At 63.8% G+C, this 18,708-nt stretch carries 16 protein-coding genes and 1 tRNA gene; 7 read left to right on the forward strand and 10 right to left on the reverse strand.

Annotated features, from left to right (window positions below; genetic code table 11):
• Positions 1–232 precede the first annotated feature (232 nt).
• Positions 233–4,834: a tape measure protein gene (locus tag CP958_RS07965; RefSeq protein ID WP_170958891.1), complete on the forward strand. Its 4,602-nt coding sequence runs from the start codon at positions 233–235 to the stop codon at positions 4,832–4,834.
• A gap of 174 nt (positions 4,835–5,008) precedes the next feature.
• A complete protein-coding gene (locus CP958_RS25855) occupies positions 5,009–5,269 on the forward strand; it encodes a hypothetical protein (RefSeq protein ID WP_141400465.1) in 261 nt (86 codons plus the stop codon).
• 40 nt (positions 5,270–5,309) lie between these two features.
• Here the strand turns inward: CP958_RS25855 and CP958_RS07970 are convergent, their stop codons facing one another.
• Positions 5,310–5,591 carry a hypothetical protein gene (locus CP958_RS07970; protein ID WP_141400466.1) on the reverse strand — a complete coding sequence of 94 codons (282 nt, stop codon included), beginning with the start codon at positions 5,589–5,591 and terminating at the stop codon, positions 5,310–5,312.
• 155 nt (positions 5,592–5,746) lie between these two features.
• Between CP958_RS07970 and CP958_RS07975 the strand changes: the two genes are divergently transcribed.
• Positions 5,747–6,412, forward strand: coding sequence for a recombinase family protein (locus CP958_RS07975; protein WP_096701434.1), 666 nt, complete (start codon positions 5,747–5,749; stop codon positions 6,410–6,412).
• 72 nt (positions 6,413–6,484) lie between these two features.
• On the opposite strand, the gene CP958_RS07980 is transcribed toward CP958_RS07975, so the two are convergent.
• The gene (locus CP958_RS07980) at positions 6,485–6,673 is read right to left on the reverse strand and encodes a hypothetical protein (RefSeq protein ID WP_096701435.1); all 189 of its coding nucleotides are present in this window, start codon (positions 6,671–6,673) and stop codon (positions 6,485–6,487) included.
• Positions 6,674–7,156: 483 nt separating this feature from the next.
• Here CP958_RS07980 and CP958_RS07985 point away from each other — a divergent pair, with 483 nt between their 5' ends.
• From CP958_RS07985 to CP958_RS07995, 3 genes are all read left to right on the forward strand, one after another.
• Positions 7,157–7,912, forward strand: coding sequence for a PDZ domain-containing protein (locus CP958_RS07985; RefSeq protein WP_197706377.1), 756 nt, complete (start codon positions 7,157–7,159; stop codon positions 7,910–7,912).
• Positions 7,913–8,253: 341 nt separating this feature from the next.
• The gene (locus CP958_RS07990; RefSeq protein WP_141400467.1) at positions 8,254–8,463 is read left to right on the forward strand and encodes a hypothetical protein; all 210 of its coding nucleotides are present in this window, start codon (positions 8,254–8,256) and stop codon (positions 8,461–8,463) included.
• Entirely contained in the window at positions 8,460–9,452 is a 993-nt protein-coding gene (locus tag CP958_RS07995; protein ID WP_096701438.1) for a helix-turn-helix domain-containing protein, read from the forward strand. Before CP958_RS07990 ends, CP958_RS07995 begins: the two co-directional genes overlap by 4 nt.
• A 143-nt stretch (positions 9,453–9,595) precedes the next feature.
• Here CP958_RS07995 and CP958_RS08000 read toward each other — a convergent pair whose 3' ends face one another.
• The 6 genes from CP958_RS08000 to CP958_RS08030 form a co-directional block, all read right to left on the reverse strand.
• Positions 9,596–10,579, reverse strand: a complete 984-nt coding sequence (locus tag CP958_RS08000; protein WP_096701439.1) for a site-specific integrase — start codon at positions 10,577–10,579, stop codon at positions 9,596–9,598.
• A gap of 127 nt (positions 10,580–10,706) precedes the next feature.
• Positions 10,707–10,782 (reverse strand) — tRNA-Ala (locus tag CP958_RS08005).
• Positions 10,783–10,830: 48 nt separating this feature from the next.
• The gene (locus CP958_RS08010; RefSeq protein WP_096701440.1) at positions 10,831–11,841 is read right to left on the reverse strand and encodes a hypothetical protein; all 1,011 of its coding nucleotides are present in this window, start codon (positions 11,839–11,841) and stop codon (positions 10,831–10,833) included.
• 110 nt (positions 11,842–11,951) lie between these two features.
• Positions 11,952–12,854: a U32 family peptidase gene (locus CP958_RS08015; protein WP_096701441.1), complete on the reverse strand. Its 903-nt coding sequence runs from the start codon at positions 12,852–12,854 to the stop codon at positions 11,952–11,954.
• A 103-nt stretch (positions 12,855–12,957) separates the two neighbouring features.
• Positions 12,958–13,965 carry a peptidase U32 family protein gene (locus tag CP958_RS08025; protein WP_096701442.1) on the reverse strand — a complete coding sequence of 336 codons (1,008 nt, stop codon included), beginning with the start codon at positions 13,963–13,965 and terminating at the stop codon, positions 12,958–12,960.
• Positions 13,966–14,646: an SCP2 sterol-binding domain-containing protein gene (locus tag CP958_RS08030; RefSeq protein ID WP_096701443.1), complete on the reverse strand. Its 681-nt coding sequence runs from the start codon at positions 14,644–14,646 to the stop codon at positions 13,966–13,968.
• 165 nt (positions 14,647–14,811) lie between these two features.
• On the opposite strand from CP958_RS08030, the gene CP958_RS08035 reads away from it, so the two are divergent.
• A complete protein-coding gene (locus tag CP958_RS08035) occupies positions 14,812–15,798 on the forward strand; it encodes a cyclic nucleotide-binding domain-containing protein (RefSeq protein WP_096701444.1) in 987 nt (328 codons plus the stop codon).
• Between the two features lie 12 nt (positions 15,799–15,810).
• Here CP958_RS08035 and CP958_RS08040 read toward each other — a convergent pair whose 3' ends face one another.
• Together CP958_RS08040 and CP958_RS08045 are read right to left on the reverse strand one after the other, a co-directional pair.
• Positions 15,811–17,307 carry a DnaJ domain-containing protein gene (locus tag CP958_RS08040; protein WP_096701445.1) on the reverse strand — a complete coding sequence of 499 codons (1,497 nt, stop codon included), beginning with the start codon at positions 17,305–17,307 and terminating at the stop codon, positions 15,811–15,813.
• A gap of 103 nt (positions 17,308–17,410) precedes the next feature.
• On the reverse strand, positions 17,411–18,708 hold a 1,298-nt coding region (locus tag CP958_RS08045), incomplete at its 5' end, for a DNA polymerase III (protein ID WP_096701446.1).

Here is an 18,708-nt window from a genome sequence, read left to right on the forward strand (position 1 = left end):
CCGTCAAGGACGCCAAATCGGAGGCCATCGCCTGGATATTCGGCGAAGACACGGGCTTTGAAATAGCCTGCGATTGGGCGGACACACATCCCGAATGGGTTCGGCGAATGGTCTATGCAACGCCATCCCGTGTCCCTCGCCGGGCAGCCGGTGGGTGGAAAGCCCGGAAGACACGCCCCGCCGCCTCCGACTTCCCCATGCTCATAGCCGCATAACAACAAGGGTAACGACCATGAAGCTCGTCAGCGTTCTTGACCTCGACACCAGTTCCTTCCAGGCAGGCTTGAAGACGGCGGACGACGCCGTTCGCGTATTCGAGCGGTCAATCAACAGCAGCTCGGGCACCATCAAGGACTTCGCTGCGCTGCTGGGTGGAATTGGGCTGACCCGCATAGCCTCCGATGCGGTCATGGCCGGTGACGAGATGATGAGCCTCCAGCGGAAGCTGTCGGTCATCGCCAACAGTCTGAACGAGCTGGCGAAGGCGCAGGGCCGCGCCAATGAGGCGACCTACGACGGAGCCAAGGTCTACGCCGGGCTCCGCGACATGGCGACGGAGACGGGCACTTCCATCAAGTCGCTGTCCCAGATTTACGTCCAGACGATCCCGGTCGCCACCGCGTTGGGCGTGAGCGTTGATACCGTCAACAATGTCATCAAGGGCACTGTAGGCGCCGCCGCCATGATGGGGGCATCCCACGTCGAGTTGGAGCGGTCGTTCCTCGCCATCCGCCAAGTTATCGGCAAGAACCAGCTCCAGATGGAGGAACTGAAGCGTCAGTTGGGCGAGGCCCTGCCCAACGCCATGGTTATCACTGCGAAGGGCCTTACCCGCATCGCTAACGAGTCCCCCGACGTGGCCCGCCGCCTCGACCAGATCGCCGGGAAGGCCCGCATCACCACCGTCGAGCTAAACAACCTCGTCACCGCCGGTAAGATCGACGGCAAGCTATTTGCCGAAGCCTGGGCCGCCGGGACCGAGGAGTATCAGAAGTACGCCGAAGCCCGCTCTAAGACCCTCTCCGGCCAGATGGTCAACTTCAAGACCATCATCGAGTCCAACTCGGGCATGTTCATGTCCGACGGCGGGATCACCACGGCCCTCGGCGTGGCCCTGAAGCACGCGAACGACAATATCGACGCCTGGATGAAGGAGCAGGTGGCCAAGGCCCAGACCAACGGGCAGGTGTTCATCAACAGTTTCCTCAATGCCGGTGATGGCATCGCCAAGCACCTTGATCAGACCCAGGATTTCCATTCCCAGATCGGCAGCACCATTGGCGCCATGGCCGACACCACGTTGAGGGGGGCGGAGTCCTTCTGGCGTAACTTCCCGCCCGAGGTCCGCGAGATCGGGCTGGTGGGCATGCTGTTCCTCGGCAAGAGCCGCCTTGGCCTCCCCGGCGTTCTTGCGGGCCTGACCGTTCGCGGTGCGGGCTTCCTGACCGCGTTCGGCCTCGGCCTGATGGACGAGATCCTCCCCGAGCGGGCAATGGCGAAATCCTTCAAGTGGGGGTACGACCTGATCGCGGAAATGGTCGATGGGGCCAAGACCGGCATGTCGCAGATTGGCCCGGCCCTGGCCGACGATATCTCCAAGCTGTTCGACCGTCGTCACCGCCTAATCCCGTCACCCCTCACCCTTGCCAACGACGGAGCCCCCGCCGCCCGTGCCGATCAGTCCTATGACGACACGCTGAATGCCAGAGCCAAGGCCATGGACGAGGCGAAGCGGAAGGACACCATCAAGTTCGTGGGCGGCAACCTCTCCAAGGCCATGAATGAGGCCCAGGACACCATGGACTACCTCAACTTCTACCAGAAGAGGTACGAGGACATGGGCGACGCCGGTAAAGCATTCGGCAAGGTCGTCGGCGCCTCGGCCAACATCGCGGACTCCTGGATCGAGTGGACCACCAGCCTGGGCGGCCTGCTGGGGGATGGCGTTCGCATGTTCGAGCCCGACGAGGGCATCCGGGCGACCCAGAAGTTCCAGCATGCATACTCTGACTGGAAGGCCAAGTTCCTCAAGGATTTCTCCGAAACTACCATGGCGCTCAAGGCCATGTCGGAAGACGGCGGCTTGATCGAAGACATGCGCCCCTCGGGCGCCCTCCGCAACACCGCCATGGAGCAGTTGCGCCTGGGTAACCAGGCCGTCTCCCTCTACGGACAGTCCCTTGCTCAGTCCGATCCCTCGGCCAAGATCCTGTCGGATCTTGAGCGCCGAATGAACCATATCCGCGAGATCGACCATGGCCTGAAGCTCAATTCCAGCACCTCCTTGGAGGAGGGCTGGGACGCTCTTCCGCAGTTTCGGGACCGGGGCATTACCGGCGCTCGCATGGCCGAAGTCTCGGCGGTGTTCCAGGGCATCATGTCCGAGGCGGCCAAGCCTGCCCAGCGTGACACGCTCTCCGACACCATCGCCGCCAACGAGAAGCAGATGGGCGTCTTCGCCAAGATGGCCGATTGGGTCGAGAACTCGACGGACGTGCCCGACAGTGCCAAGCAGCAGTTCCAGGAAACCCTCGGGCAGGCGATGGAACGGTTCGGGCGTCAGCTCTCCATCACCCTCGACCAAGTCAAGGAAGCCGAGATCGGCAAGCTGACCTTCGAGGCTAGGAAGACCGAAGGCCGGGCCGTCGCCATCGAGCGCAGCTACCAGGAAGCCGAGACGGCCTATGTGGAGCGTCAACTGGCGAAGCTCGACAAGACCGGCACCATGCAGAAGGTGGTGGACGCCCGCGCCGCCCGAGAGCGGAAGGAGATCGAGACGGGCGCCCGTGATCCGGCTGCCACCGCCAACACCCTTTCCGATACCGACCTGGACGCCAAGCGTAAGCAGGGTGCCAGGATGCGCCAGCAGTTCAGCCAGCAGCAACAGGCCCTTTCCCTGACCACCTACGAGGGCGACCGCGTGTTCGCGGCAATGTTCGCCAACCAGCAGGCCCTCATGGAGATGGGCTTGATGCAGAAGGCCGGTTATCGCGGGCTGCTGGGCGATGGCCGGGAACGGCAAGTTCAGCTCGCCACCGAGCAGGCCAAGCTGGAGTTGGAGCTGCACGACCGAGACTCCTACCGGGCCGCCCTGATCGACCAGGAGATGACCAAGCTTCGGCAGGAAGAGAAGACCCTTCGCCTCCAGTTGGAGGTCTATGCCAACGACGGCCACCGCGAGCAGATCATCCGCAACGAGATGGCGAAGCTGGATCTGGAGATGGAGAAGCTGGCCGAGGAACGCGCCCTCTATTCCAGCCCCGAATACCGGGCCAAGCTCGACGCCTCCACCCACGCCAAGGCCGCCCTGCAACTGACCAAGACCCAGGACGAAACCCGACTCATGGGCACCGGCCAGTACCGCGACGACGCCCAGAGGCAGGCGTATGCCGAGCTGGCCCGCGACGCCCAGAAGCTCCGCAACGAGATCGACCTGATGCGGATGGGCGAGTGGCAGCGGAACGACATGGCGAAGGTCCGGCTCGACTTGGAGCGGCAGATCGAGCAGCTCTACCAGGACCAGCGCCGGTACCAGGATGCCGCCGTTATGTCGGAGATGAACCGGCTCGACATCGAGAAGGCCCGAACCTCAAACATGGACAAGGCCCGCGCCAACTCGAACATGGAGAGCCCTGAGTATCAGGCCGTCCAGCACCAGTCCAACCTGCTGGACCTGAAGCGCCAGGAGGTGCAGCTCCAGCAGCAGATCTACAGCATGCAGGATGCCGCCTATGGCTCTATGCTGAACGCCAACACGGCGCTCCAGGGGCGCGTCGAGATGATGCAGCTCCTCAACAGCTACACCATGAGCTTCACGCAGTACATGCAGACCGGCGCAGCCTCCGCCGTCCGCACGTTCACTGACACCATGTCCAATGGCATCGTCCAGGTCATCACCGGCCAGAAGCACATGAAGTCCCTCTTCCAGGACATCGCCCAGCTCATTGTCGGCGGCTTGATCAAGGCGGTGGTCGAGTTTGGGGTCCGTATGCTGGTGGTCACGGCCATGTCCGAAATCTTCGGCGTGAAGACCGAGCAGAACACCGAGCGCACCATCGCCGGCACCGCGGCGACGACGGCGGCGGGTCTTTCGGCCCTGGCCATCTCAACCGTGGCCGGTATGGAAGCAGCCGCCATGCTTGAAGAAGCCTGGGTTCCGGCCGCCTTGGCTGCGTCTATCGCGTCCTGGGGCGCTGCGGCGTTCGTGGGCACGGCTGCCATGCTCGTCGGCCTGGGTATCACCGAAGCGGCCTTTGGCGGCCTTGGCGGACTCCTGGGAGGCGCTGCGGGTGGTGCTGGTGGAGGCGCTGGTGGTGCGGTCGGTGATTTCGGAAGCGTTGGCGATGCCGGTGTCGGGACGATGCTGGCCCACGACGGCGGCCTGTTCGGCAACGAGTCCACCGCGACCATCCGCGAGCGGTACAAGTTCGACCGCCCGCTGCGTGGTGACGAGGGCTTCGCCGTTCTTCAGCATGGCGAAATGATCGTTCCCACCAAGAATGTGGCGGCGACCGTTGCCGCCATGAAAATGAGCGGCATTCCCCTCCCCGAAGGGGTCTACCACAACGGTGGCATCTTCGGTCAGTCGGCCCCCTTTGGGGCTCTGGAGAGTAGCTGGCACATACCCCCGGCAGATGCCCTATCTACTGCCGGAACGGAGGATATGTCGTCCTCCGTGACCCATCGCCCGCTGGCAATCAACGTCATTGCCGTTCTCGATCCGGCAGAGGTGGACCGCCACATTAGCCGAAACCCCGGCGCCACCCTGACGGCGGTCAGCATGGACTACCGCAACAACGGGGTGATGCGGAAGATGATCCGGTCGGGGAGATGAGGAGCGTAGGGTGGTGATGATACCGCAATATGCACACGTCTGATAGAATAGCCGATCACTTGCATAGGGGGATCATCAATGCGCTTACCGCTTTGCATAATCGCCGGTCTATGTGCCATTTCCACCCCGGTCTGGGCACAACAGTCCGTCTCGTCAGAAATGGGGAGATATCAGGTGCTGTTCACCGGCAACACCCACAATGGGGTCAGCGAGCTTTACCGCATCGACACCAAAACGGGAGATCGTTGGTACTTGACCGAAGGGAACCGATGGACGCCGACGAGTCCGGCGCCCGGACCAGGACACTATCAAGTGCTTTCGACGGGGGTTTCTCATAACTCGCAAGCCGAGGTGGTGATGATGAATACCGACACAGGCGAAAGCTGGCTCCTTATTGGACGGAACTGGCAGCCGATCCCCATTTACAATAGATAGCGAAGGTGGCCGGGCGGCGTGATAAGGCCGCCGCCCTCCATCACCTCATCGTCGTGATGCCCGGCACCTTGTCATAGGTGGGACGGCCCAGATCGGGCCAGAACCGATAGCCGCCGGTCCCGTCCGGCACCAGACGCCCTTGGCGTTCCCATCCCCTGTAGACCTCATAGCTCCCGTCCTGGCGACCGCTGGGCCGAACCTCGGCCCGTGGCTCATGCCTGAACAGATCGGGCACCACCGGCTTGGGCCTGTCTTCGGCCATGACGCCGGACGACGCCGACAGCACCAGCATGGAGACGAAGATCATCCTCAAGGTATCCATCAAGACCTCAATAAGCAGCTCCGCACTATGATCACTCCAGGCCGCAGGTATTCACAAAATAAACCGCAATCATAGCGGGTTCCCAGCAGGGAAAATACCTGTCATACAAACAGTCAACGAGCGTTGATAGTTTGTATGCATAAGGAGACACCAAGATGGCGACCGGCAAATTCATTGCTTACTACCGCGTCAGCACCGCCAAGCAGGGCGCATCCGGCCTGGGCCTGGAAGCGCAGCGCCAAGCCGTCATGGACTACCTCAACGGTGGCGAATGGGAGCTGCTGGCCGAGTACACCGAGATCGAGAGCGGCAAGAAGAACGACCGCCCCCAGCTCGCCAGGGCGCTCAAGGCGGCCAAGAAGGTCGGTGCCGTTCTGATCATTGCCAAGCTCGACAGGCTGGCCCGCAACGTCGCATTCATCGCCAACCTGATGGAGGCCGGTGTGGACTTCGTGGCCTGCGACATGCCCACGGCCAGCCGGATGGTATTGCATGTAATGGCTGCGTTCGCTGAGGAAGAAGCCCGGCGCATTTCAGAGCGAACCCGAGCAGCCCTGCAAGTCGCCAAAGCTCGCGGCAAGGCTCTGGGTGGCCGCCGCTCTCCAGGCCAGTATGAGGCCAGTGCGGCAACGCGCATCGCTTCTGCCGATCTTCTGGCCGCGAACGTGAGGCCCGTTATCTCCAGCATCCAGGCGTCCGGCATCACGTCCTATGCAGCCATTGCCGATGCGCTGAACAACAGGGGCATCCAGACGCCCCGTGGCGGTCAGTGGCATGCCAGCTCTGTCCGCAACGTCGTGCTCCGCAGCGCCCAGGCGTAGGCCAAGCAAAAGGCCGCCGGAGCATCCCCGGCGGCCTGCTGGTCAACCCCGAGTCAACCTCGGGTCAACTTGTCATGCTGCGATGGCCGCCACATGGCGACTGCCTCCGGCCAGCTCGACCGCCGTGATGCTGCTGATGCTGCTGTCCTGAAAGCTGAACGATCCGCGCTCGATCAACTCAAGAAGAAGATCCACACGTTCAGCACTGGTCATGTTCATGTCGTCGAAGCGGTCATCGCAGAAGAAGATAGCAAACTTCATGGCATATACCTCTCTAGTGAAGATGCGTTATTGTTGTCAATGTCTTCTATCAGAGCAAAGGCATTGCCGCAAATAAGCGCACACTTACTTGTGTCGTGATATTGACGTCTGATGCATAACCTGATGATAACGTCAATATTATTAATTTTCACCTGAGCGAATATTTGTGCATCGTGGCGTCGAGGGCACACCCCGGCCCAGGAAGGGGCCAGTGGATAAAAAGAGGTGGTGGGCACCCGGCGGAGGGTGGTCGTCTCATTGGCCGGAGGGCCGCCAAAAACGGTCAACCATGATTGATCGCGGTTGAACGAAAGCACCTCTATGGGTAGAGTTTGCGTCAAGATGGTTGTACGCAGAGGGGTAATTGTTGTGCGGAAATTACTTTCATTGACTGTTTGTGCGCTTACTCTATCTGGCTGTCTTCAGCAGCCCCTTATACCTCTATACACAGAGAAATGGTATTTAGAGTCTGGAAAGGACTCTATGAATGACAATAAAATTTGTAGGATTGTTGGCGAGCCATCTGTACGATACTACACTGATAGGCATTATTTTATCTCAATATTCATTGAGAAGAATTCAGGATCGATTAAGGCGGGGTTCACAACATCATCTGCTGGCGGATTGATGAATATACCGGCAATATCTCTATTAGAGTATAGGTTTGATGCAGATCAGGCTGAAAAACTACAAGGACTGGCATCATCAACTGTATTTGTTTCAGGGCAGAAAGTTGGCTCCTTTATTAAAAACCTGAACTCACGTTCAAAACTTACATACAGAGTTAATGGACAGGGAACCATTGAGTTCAAGCTGCAAGATATTGGAAAGGAATTGGCAGAGTGCGGAATTAGCACCGAAGAACTATCGGCGCTGGAGGTTCAGCCAGTTCAGGAGTCTACTCCTGCCTCCTTGGCTGCGACCAATCCCCAAGCGACAGCACTTGGTGTCAAAATCAAAGGACTCTCGCCACAGATGGCCGCAGCTATGAAACAGTATGCCCCCATGATGCAGGCGTATGGGGCTCAGGTTGGCGTATCGGTCATTGCTGTCGAGCCCGACACACCTGCGGCTAAGGCTGGGATCATGGCGGGGGATATGCTCATCGAGTTTGACGGATCGCCGATTTCAGAGCCACAAGATGTTAAAAGACTGGTCGCGGCAACCAAACCTGGGAGCGTAGTCCCCCTGAAAGTTCGTCGTTCTGGTGCGATTATTGCCCTTAACGCAAGGATGTAGCTCGAATTCTACGCACCACGCTCACGCCCTACGCTGATCCAGCACCGGCCAGGGCCTTCTGCTGGGGCGTGGACCAAGGTCGCCTCGTCGCCACCAGCCCTGCCGTGGGCGGCTGCGCAGCCGGGGGCAAGGAGGCTGAAAGCCAGAGCCCAGGCCGTTTTTGCTTTTCTTTTCGCGATCTGCTACTCTGAAAACAGTTGAGGCCAGCCGCTCGAAACGACTGGCCTCTTCCACGCAGCGTCGGGTCGCTGCACGGTCCTTATCCTGTATATTAGGGAGCATACGTCAAAGCTCCCGGCCTTGCAAACCGAGTGCTGCTCCAACTTAAACAGGAGCATCGCATGAACACTTTTGACCTTACCCCAAACGAAGCCCAAGACCTCCTTCGCCAGTTCGGCCTGCGCCGGACGAGCGTCTGCATTCGCCTATGGTGCGAGGACCATCCCGAGTTCGCCATCAAGCGGGCCGGGCGCTGGTTCATCGACCGTGACCGGCTGCTGGCCTGGTTGCACCTCGATGCGGAACCCGCCTCCCAGCAGGAGGCCGCATGATGACCGGGACATTCTTTGAGGCCATGCCCCTCGCTGATAAAGCCGATTGGCTGAAAGGCGTTCTGGCCGACGAGGCAATTAAGGACGCCTGCCAGCGTCGAACCGGGGATGGCGTCTCTCATCCTGTCGTAAAGACTGTTGCAGCGGTCATTGCTCTGGTCCGGCATAACACCAAGGACGGTCGATGCTTTCCGGGATTTGAGACAATTGGTAAGGATTGCGGCATTCACAAGAACATGGTCCGGCGAGCGGTCGAGGTTCTGAAGGAATGCCAATGGATAGAGACAGGCCATCTTCCCGGCCTTCGGACGACTCTCAGATACCGGCTGAAGTTCCCGGAGCGTGACACCTCCCCAGGTGTCACGGCGACACCTCCCGAGGTACTGCGTGATACCTCCGAAGGTGTTGCTGTGACACCTCCCAAGGTGTCGGAACACATGAAGCTAAACCGGGAAGAAGGAACCGGAGAAGGAACACATGAAAATACTTCAATAGACGGTGCGGTGGGCGGCTGCGCCGCCCTGACCGTCTCGTTCGGAGGGCTATCGCCCTCCTCCTCGCCGGTCGGAAATGAAGGACTTACCGGCGAAGAAGGAAGAAAAGAAGAAGCGACCGGCCTGCGGGAAAATTCCGCCGCGCCGGTGCCGCCCCTACTGGCTGCGTTCATGAATAACCTCACCGAACGCATTACCGCCTGGATGATCGACGCCTACAAGCCGAAGGATCTCCACATGCTGCGGGATGACTTCCTCGACCCTGGTCGTCGAGAGTGGGCTCTTGGTATCCATGGGATAACCGTGAAGGGGGAGGGGCTGGCCTTCTATGACGGCGTGTTCGATGACGCGGTGAGGGCGACGCTGGAGAGGAACGGCCCGACAATCCTGGCCGGGTTGCCCCCTGAGAATGGCCGGGTGGGTGCGAGGGATGGGGGTATCGGGGAGCCTCCTATCGACCCCCTCGAAGCGAGGTTGCTGGCGATGGTCGAGTAAAGAGCCGAGGAGTAGGCATAGGCATAGCCCGCCAGACTCCCAGGAAGGGCCTGGGAGGCCCGAAACGCCCCGAGGCTAGGCCGACGTAGCAGGCCAGCACCTCGGGGACTCCACGGGCCGGAAATCGAGTCGGCGGTCGATCCCTACCCGAGCTTGGCTCCGACGGTCTCCGGCCTCAGATGGGTGTAGCGGTGGAGCATCCGCATGTCCCTGTGCCCACTCACCAGGGCTACTTCCTGGGTGGCGAGTCCGCGTTCAAAGAGCCGCGACACCGCCTCATGGCGCAGGTCGTGAAAGCGGAGATCCTTCACGCCGGCCCGGTCTGCCAGCCGACCCCAGGCCAGCCGCAGAGCGTTGGCGGTCACCGGGAAGGGCTGGGCTCCCTCACGAGGCATGGCTTCCAGTACAGCGACGGCCAGCGACGACAGAGGGATGGTGCGCGGGTGCCCGTTCTTGGCCACGGGAATGCGCAGCAGCCGCTTCTTGGCATCGAAATCGGACCAGCGCACCCGGAGGATCTCGCTGCGCCGCATGCCGGTCTCGATGGCGAACAGCATGATCGGGTAGATATAGGGGTTATTGCACTGCTCCGCAGCCGCCAGGAGCCGCGACATCTCCTCCTGTCCCTCGACCCTTCGTTCCCTGGCGCCGGTGATCCTGGGGCGTCGCACATTGGCAAACGGATTGGATTGGAGGGGAATGCCCCAATCCCGGATGGCCAGGTTGAACATGTGCTGCAGGATGCTGAACTCCCGGCATACCGTGCTCGGCTTCACCGTCTTGAGCCGGTCATCGCGATAGGTGTTGAAGGTGGCTGCCGACACGGCGGACAGGGTCAGGTGGCTCCATGAGCATTTCATCATAGCCGCCATCATGTCGGCCTCGATCTTCGCGCATCGCTTCTGTGGAATGACCGACTCCTGGTATCGCTGCATCAGTTGCAGGACGGTGGTGCGGTCGAGCATCCGGGCATCTGCCGGTATGGCCCGTTTGTCGGCCTGGATCTCCATCTGCCGCGCCCAAACATCTGCATCGGCCTTGAGGTTGAACGAACGGCTCACAGGTGGAGAGCCGGCCCGCCGGACCTGGACCTGCCATTTGTTCCCATGTTTTCGGATGGTCGCCATTGGTGCCTCGCTGTGACATAGCTGTGACAGCTTGCTTTTCGAAGGCATTTTTACCGGGGCAAAAGGCCGGTGATTTCTCACCGTCTCCCATCAAAAAAGCCAGCACTTTCAAAGTGCTGGCTTGATTTGGTGGAGCCGAGCGGGATCGAACCGCTGACCTCCTCATTGCGAACGAGGCGCTCTCCCAACTGAGCTACGGCCCCGAAAAGGGAAGCGCGATAATGTTCAAACCGCCCCGTCCTGTCAAGCTGCTACCACCGCATCTGACCGCCGAGGGGTTTTGATTTCTGCGCGCCGCGCCGGGTCACCAGGACCCAGTCGTTGAACTGCATGTAGCGGGGCGCCAGGAACTGGTAGATATCCCTGATCCGATTGGTGTTTTCGTCCGAGCGGACCACGAACACCGTCTTCCAGATCTGGATGAAGTCCTCCCAGGGCAGCAGGCGGCAGTGCAGCGCGTCGCGCACCTGGCGGATATAGCCGATCTGGTTCTCGATATTCTTCAGCATGGCCAGGATTTCGCCGGTCTGGGCGTCCACCTGGTCGAAATAGTCCTGAAAGACCTTCAGCGCCCGCTGCGACAGGCGCGCCACCTGATCGGTGGTGTCGATCATGGAGCGGTCGGCGCCGTAGATACGGCGCAGGCCCTGCAGCTTCTCGTCGATCTTCTGCACCTCGCCGAAGGTGTCGCGCAGCGCCTCGATATAGGCCAGTTCCTTGGCCAGGGTCTCGATGTAGCGCACCACCTCGTCGCGGTTCTCGCGGCCCAGGCCCAATTCCTCGGCCGCCTCGGTAAAGGCCAGCTGGACGTTCTTCTTGACCTGGGGGTCGTCGGCCACCTGGGCCAGTTCGGACACGTTGCTGATGACGTGCTCGTTGCCGGTCAGCCAAGTGACCAGCTGCATGGTCAGGCGCTGATAGGCGATGCGGCGGTGGCGGTCCTGGGGCTCCCACGATGCCTCGCGGGTGGTGACTTCCTTGGGCAGCTTGTCGCCGGGCCTCAAGCCGCGCACGAATTGCAGCCCCTCGGCCACCTTGTCCAGCATCTTGAAATCGTGCTGGTCTTCCTTCATTCCGAATTCACGCTTGATCCCGTCGAAGGCGAGCACCGCCTCGTTGGTGGCGAGCTTCAGCACCGCCACGGGCTCTCCCGAATCGGTCAGACGGAAATAGAGATCCTCGAAGGACGTGAAAAACTTGTGCTCGAAGGAGATTTCTCCCTCGATCTCAGCGGACGCCTTGCCCTTGCCTTCATCAGCCATGTATGTCGCTCACCCCAGGTGGGCGTCCCCCAAGGCCGCGCCACCATCCCGAAAAGCCAAACTACGGCGAGTCCAGTATGCCGGGCTACGGGCCCGTGAACAAGAGGCGGTCAACCCTCCGCTTCGACGAACAGATGGCCGGGACGGCCATGGATATAGCCGTTGGCGAATTCCGCCCCCGGACACAGGGCGACCAGCCGGTCCTCGGCCTCTTCCAGGTCGGCCTTGCCGGCCAGCACGGCGCGGAACAGGGCGGCGACCGCCACCATGTCGAAGGTCTGCGGCCACAGGCGGAAGCGCCCGATACCGCGCGCGGCCAGCCCGGCCACGTCGCCCAGCAGGTCCATGGTGTGATAGGACATGGTCTGGGTGCCATTGACCGCCAGGAAAGGCACCTCGTCCAGGGTTTCCACCGCCATGCCGTCGGGGTCGTCGGCGCAGACGTACTGGCAGCCGTCCTTGGACAGGTTGCGGGCCCGCGCGGCGTAGCAGCGGGCCGAGATGGCCAGCGGCAGGCGGCCGAAGGCCTGGACCTCCACCTCCATGGGGGTGGAGGCCGCCAGGGCGGCCACCGCATCGGCGGACAGTTCGGCCGGCAGGCAGACGCGGGCGGCGCCCATGGCGGCCAGGGTGCCCAGGGTGCCCTCGTTATAGATGTTGAGCAGCGGCCCGGCGACGAAGGGTCGCCCGTTCATCAGGGCCGCCACCGAAATATCGTTGGCTTCGACCAGGACGCCCTCGGCCTGGGCCAGATCGCGGGCCTGGGCGATTTCGCGGTCGCTCATGATCAGGGCGAGCGACGACAGCACCACTTCCTTGCCGGCGGCGGTCAGGCGCTCGATCACCTCGGGGATGAAGGGTTCGAAGAACGGCGTGCGCTTGGAGCACACCGCCTCGCCCACATGGACGGCGTCCACGCAGGATTCGTCGGCCATGCGGAAATAGAAGTCGCGGAGCGTCTCCGGCTTCCAGTTGAACAGAACCGGACCAAGGGTGAGTTTGGAAGTGTTCATTACATATGTCCCTCAAACGCCGGGCGGGCGCCTCCGCGCCCTTGGCTCCTCCGCTGCGCTCCGGGTCGCTCAACGCTCCCGCGCTTCGGCTGCGCCTCGCTCATCATCGCCAGGCTTTCTCGTAGGCGCCGGTGGTTTGTTTGCCGCCTTCGGTGATGCGGTCGAGATCGATGTCGGGCAACGGCCTGCCGGCCATGACCGCGTCGACGCCGGCACGGAAGGCCTGGACCACGGCGGCCACATAGGCGCGGCCGCGCTGGCGGCCCTCGATCTTGAAGGCGGTCACCCCGGCCTTGATCAGATCGGGCAGCATGGTGAGCGTGTTGAGCGAGGTGGGTTCCTCGAACAGGTAGCTGGCCTTGTCCTTGGCGATGAAGCGCCCCTTGCACAAGGTGGGGTAGCCGGCCGGCTCGTCATGGGCAAACTTGTTGATGGTGAAGCCGCCCAGCTCCGAGGTGATGCCCTGGGCCGTCTCGGTATAGCGCACCTCGCCGGCCGGCGAGCAGACGCCGTTCATGTTGGGCGACTGACCGGTGGCGTAGGAGGACAGCGCGCAGCGCCCCTCGGCCATGACGCACAGGCCGCCGAACACGAAGACCTCGGTCTCCACCGGCGCGATGCGGGCGTTGACGGCGGCGATCTCCTGGACGGTCAGCACGCGGGGCAGCACCACCCGCCTCACCCCGAAGCGCTCGGCATAAAAGCGGATGGCGTCGGGGTTGGAGGCGGCGGCCTGCACCGACAGGTGCAGCCGCAGCTCGGGATGGGCGCGGTGGGCGTGCTCGATCAGGCCGATATCGGCCAGGATGGCGGCGTCGGCCCCGAGGCGGGCGGCGTCGGCCACCGCCTGATGCCAGATTTCCGGGCTGCCGGCCCGCGGGAAGGTGTTGATGGCCACCAGCACCTTGGCGCCGCGCTCGTGGGCGTAGGCGATACCCTCGCCCAGTTCCTTGCGATTGAAGTTGAGGCCGGGGAAGTTGCGCGCGTTGGTCTCGTCGCGGAAGCCCACATAGACGCAATCGGCGCCGGCATCCACGGCGCTTCGCAGCGCCGCCGGGGTGCCGGCCGGGCAGACCAGTTCGGGACGCACCAGGGAATTGACCGAAGCCATCTAAGCCACGCCTCCACGCCGTGCCGCCTTGCGCAACTGCTTCAACTCGCCCTCCAACTGGGCGATGCGCGCCCCCTGGTTGGCGGAATCCTTGACCGCCGGGGCGATGATGGCGTTGCGCAGCGTCTCGAAATCCTCGCGCAGCCGCCCCATCAGGCCGATGGCCGCGCCGGCCAGTCCCCGGAACGGCCGGGCCAGCGGCCCCAATTCCAGGCTGATGTCCTCGATCAGGTCGATGCCGGCTCCGTCGATGGCGTTGCGGAGCGCCACCACCACTTCCGTGTCGCCCTCGATGACCAGGCGGCGCGAGAAGAACAGGGCGTCGCCGTCCACCTTGCCCTCGGCGAGCGCGATCAGCATCTCCAGCGGGCCGTGGATGGTGGCGGCCACCTCGCCCGGCTCGATGGAGCGGCGGACGGTGAGGCGTGGGTCTTCGGGGTTGGGTTCCAGCAAGATGACGAAGGGCAGGTCAACCGGATCGATGCACACCGCCTTGTCGCCGTAATCGGCCATGCGCTCCAGGATGTCGGGGTGGCGGCGGCGCACCACCTTCAGCATGGCGTCGAACAGCGGCTGCAGCGCCGCCGGGCGGAACGGCTTCAAGGCCATGCCCAGCAGCAGCACCGGCGAGAACGGCGGCGTTACCGGTGTGGTTCCGGCTCTGGCGTGTGCTTGTGTCATGACGTGCGGCCCTCTTTCAAGACAGGCATTCTGCCGAGCGGTCATAGACCCGCTCATTGACCGCCGTCAAGCAAACGACTCAAAGGGTGGGCAAGCTCCAGTAGGGCTTGGCAGATGCCCGCGCCCTGGCTAACCTCTTGAAAGCCGTCAGGGGGGATTGTCCGGATGAACATCGATGTCGATCTGAGCCCGCTCACTGCGCTCATCATCGACGATTCGCGCTACGCCCGGTCGTTCATCAAGACGGCGCTGCAATCCTTCGGCATCAAGACCATCCTCGAGGCGGGAGACGGCCCCACCGGGATCGAGATCCTGGGCAAGCAGCCGGTGCATCTGGTCATCGTCGACCACGACATGGCTCCCATGGACGGCATCGACTTCACCCGCTTCGTCCGGGCCGGGGATATGGTGTCCTGCGACGACGTGGCCATCATCATGATGAGCGCCGAATCCGCCACCGAGGTGGTGTTCCAGGCCCGGGGCGCCGGCGTGAACGAATTCCTGGTCAAGCCCATGTCCACGGATTCCCTGTTCCGCCGTATCCGTAACGCCCTGGTCAATCCCAAGGCTTTCGTGCGCACCCCCGGCTTCAAGGGACCCGACCGCCGCTTGCTGTCGCGCCCGCCGCCCGGCGTGGCCGAGCGCCGCGTGGCGCCGCCGCTGCCCAAGCCGCTGCCCCTGGTGATGCCCAAGGGCGCCGTCGCCGCTCCCCGTCCCGCCGCCGCGCCCCATGCCCCGGTGGTTCAGGCGCCCAAGCCCGCCCAGGAACGTACCGGCCGCAAGAAATTCCACGCCGGCCAGATCATCTTCAACGAAGGCGATCCGGGCGACATGGCCTATGTGGTGGAAAGCGGCAAGGTCACCATCTTCAAGACGGTGGGCGGTCAGAAGGTCACCCTGGGCCAGATCGGCGCCAACGGCGTGTTCGGCGAGATGGCCCTGATCGACAACGAGCCGCGCATGGCCTCGGCCATGGCCGCCGAGGAAACCGCCTGCCTGGTGATCCCCATGGCGGCGCTGAAATCCCAGATCGGCAAGACGCCCGATCTGGTCATCCTGGTGCTGGAAACCCTGCTTTACGATATCCGCAAGATGGGCCGCGAACTGGGGCAGGTGCGCGCCACCCTGGAAAAGAAGCGGGCGGGAAAGTAGGGGCGCCGGTCCTCAGTCATCCGCCGCGAAGCGGTCGGCGGAGAGCGGCTGCGGCTGCACCGGGTCGTCGGAGGCGGGCGACAATGAAATCTCGGCGATATGGGTCAGCGAGCGCAGCGTTCCCGCCGACTGGTACTTGAAGGTCAGCGTCACCGGCAGTACCGAGGCCTGCATCTCGTCCATGAAGATGCCGCAGCCCCGCGAATAGCGGGTTCCAGTGGCGAATTCGATGCGGTAGGTGCCCTCGGGGATGCCGCCGATGCCGATATGGTAGGTGGCGGGCACGTAGAAGGCGGTCACCGTGTTGCCGGCCATGGTCTTCAGCTTGACCACGCCATCGCGGCGGCCTTCGTTGTGGACCAGCAGGCGGTGGTCGCCGCTGACCCGGCGGGTGAGAATCTCGCCGGCGCCGGGCTGTCCCCCCCGGTTCTCGCTGCACCACTGCTCCTTGAAGCGTCCGCCCGATCCGGCATAGAGCGAACGGGCCTCCACGTAGCCGTCGATACCCGACGGCGTGCGCACCTTGACCCATTCCGGATCGGCGGGGTCGGCGGTGACCTCGACGGTGGCGAAGCGGTCCAGCAGGGTCAGCACCGGCGCGCCGGCCAGCGGCGCCATGCGCACCTTCAGGCTGTCCACCGCCACGTGGCGGATTTCGCCGCTCTTGGCCGGCAGCATGGCGATGGGGGCCGAGGTGGAGACCGGCATGTCCCACGGCTTGGCGGCGATCAGGGCGAAGACGCCGACGGTGATGGGCAGGGCCAGCAGCGGCAGGGATTGGGCCAGGAACACGCCTCCCCCTAGGCGCCAGCGGGTCTTGAGCCGGCGGTTGTCGGAGATGTCGCGGGTGGCGTGCAGCAGGTCCTCGACCCGGGCGCGGTCGTCGGGCAGGCGGGCGAAGCGCCGGGCCTGCAGCGCCAGGGAGCGGGCGAGTTCCAGATCGCCGCGCCCCAGGAAAGCGCGGCCCTGGCGGATCAGCACCCTGGCATTCTCGTGGCGCGGCTTGGAGCCGCCCAGCAGATTGTGGAGCAGGGCCAGGGGGGCGAGAAGGATGCCGGGCAGGGACCACCAGCCCCAGGCCCAGGTGATGATCGAGGCGCGCACGGCGGCACGGTCGGCGCATGCCCGGCAAAAAATGCCCTCCACCGTGCCGGTTTTTGCCCACACCAGATACGAGCGGACCCAGTGATGGACCACATAGCGCGGCTGGGCGGTCAGCGCGCCGCAGCCGCAGCAGGCGATGGGGGCGCCGGCCACCACGTCGTCATCGTCGTGGGTGGCTTCCTGGCCGAAGGTGTCGTACTCGGCCCGCCGCACCACGTCCTTCAGCACGCCGTAGGCCTCGATAACCCGTTGGAATTCCTCACGCGCCCGCTTGGAGGCGTTGCGGTCGGGATGCACGGTTTTGACGCGGGACCGGTAGGCGCTCTTGATGGCGCCCAAATCCGCCCCCGGGGCGAGACCGAGGATCGCGTAGTAGCCTTTGGGATCGCGCGCGATGGTATTCATGCCGGACGATGCTTGCGCCTGTGCCTGCGGGGCCTGTGGTTTGCCGGGTTCTTCAAGCAAAGCCTATGCCATCGGTCGGGGGGATTGAAAATAACCGCAGGGATCATACCACGATTTGCGTTGCCGGGGCTCCGGCCGGCGGCAGGTCGACGAAGGACCGCCCCGCCTGGAACGATACCTGACCCTTGATGCCGGTCAGTTGGCCGGCTTCGGCGAAGATGCCGGCGATGTCGCGGCACATGGCGGCGGACAGCGGTTCGGCGGTGCGGACGATCAGGTCGAAGCGCTTGATGTCCTTTTGCACCAGCCCGTCCAACTGGATGCGGCCCAGGACGCTCATGCGCACGTCGAGGATGAAGCGCTGCTCGGCCCCCTTCTTGCCGCCTCCCTCGTCGTCGTTGGGCGGGCGGTGGATGTAGAGGTCGATGGGGTCGATGTTGGCGCCGTGGGCGAAGGGCAGGGTGATGGCCTGCCAGTCGCCGCGCCCCATGGGCCGGGTGGAGTCCTCTGCCAGATCGAGGAACTCTTTTTTCAGCCGGTCGGCCAGATCCTTGCGCCCGGCTTTTTCCAGCCCGCGGGTCACCGGCTCGCTGAGCAGAGCCTTGGAATCGCCCGACCTCACCGCCCCGGCGAACAGGGACAGGGCGGCGGCCAGGCGGGGACCGGCCTGGGGGATCATCCGCATCAACTGCTCGGCCGCCTGACGGTCCGATTGCAGCAAGGTGTCGACCGTCTGATCCAAGGTGGGCCAGCCGTCGGGGCTCAGTCCCTGCGGCGGGCCGGGGGCGGGCGCCATGGGCGGCGGCGGCAGGGGGCGGCCGATCACCTCCAGGCGCAGCGTGCCGCCGATGGGCAGGGGGGTGCCGACGTCCAGGGACAGCATGCCCGCCGGGCTCTGCACCAGGGCGGCGCCGCCGGCCGGCTGGGATACCACGATGCCGGGCATGGTCACGGCCTGCGGTGGCGGCGGGGCGGCGGAGGGAGTGGCGGCCGGGAGGCCGCCCGGCGTCGCGGCCGGCCCAGACCCAATCCGCCGCACCGCCGCCTCCGGCTGGGGAGCGGGCGGTGTGCCCGGCGCCGCCGTGGTGGCCGGGGGCATGCCCGGCGCCTGCGGCGCGGGGGCCTGTCCGGCCGGAGGCGGCGGTGCGGCGGATTGGGTCTGGGCGGTGGCGGTGGGAATGGGCTGGCCGCCGCTGACCGCGTTCTGCCCCGGCGGGGCCATGGCGGCGATGCGTACGGTGAGGCGGGTCCCGGAGGCGAGGCCGGTCAGGGATTCGGGCAGCGGTTGGCTCATGTCCAGGCCCGGCGCGGTGATGATGCCGCCCAATGCCGGGGCGCCGGGCGGGCCGGAGCGGATGACGATGGCGGTCAGACCGACCGGACCGACCGGCGCGGTGATGA

The sequence above is a fragment of the Magnetospirillum sp. 15-1 genome (assembly GCF_900184795.1).
Classification (GTDB): Bacteria; Pseudomonadota; Alphaproteobacteria; order Rhodospirillales; family Magnetospirillaceae; genus Phaeospirillum.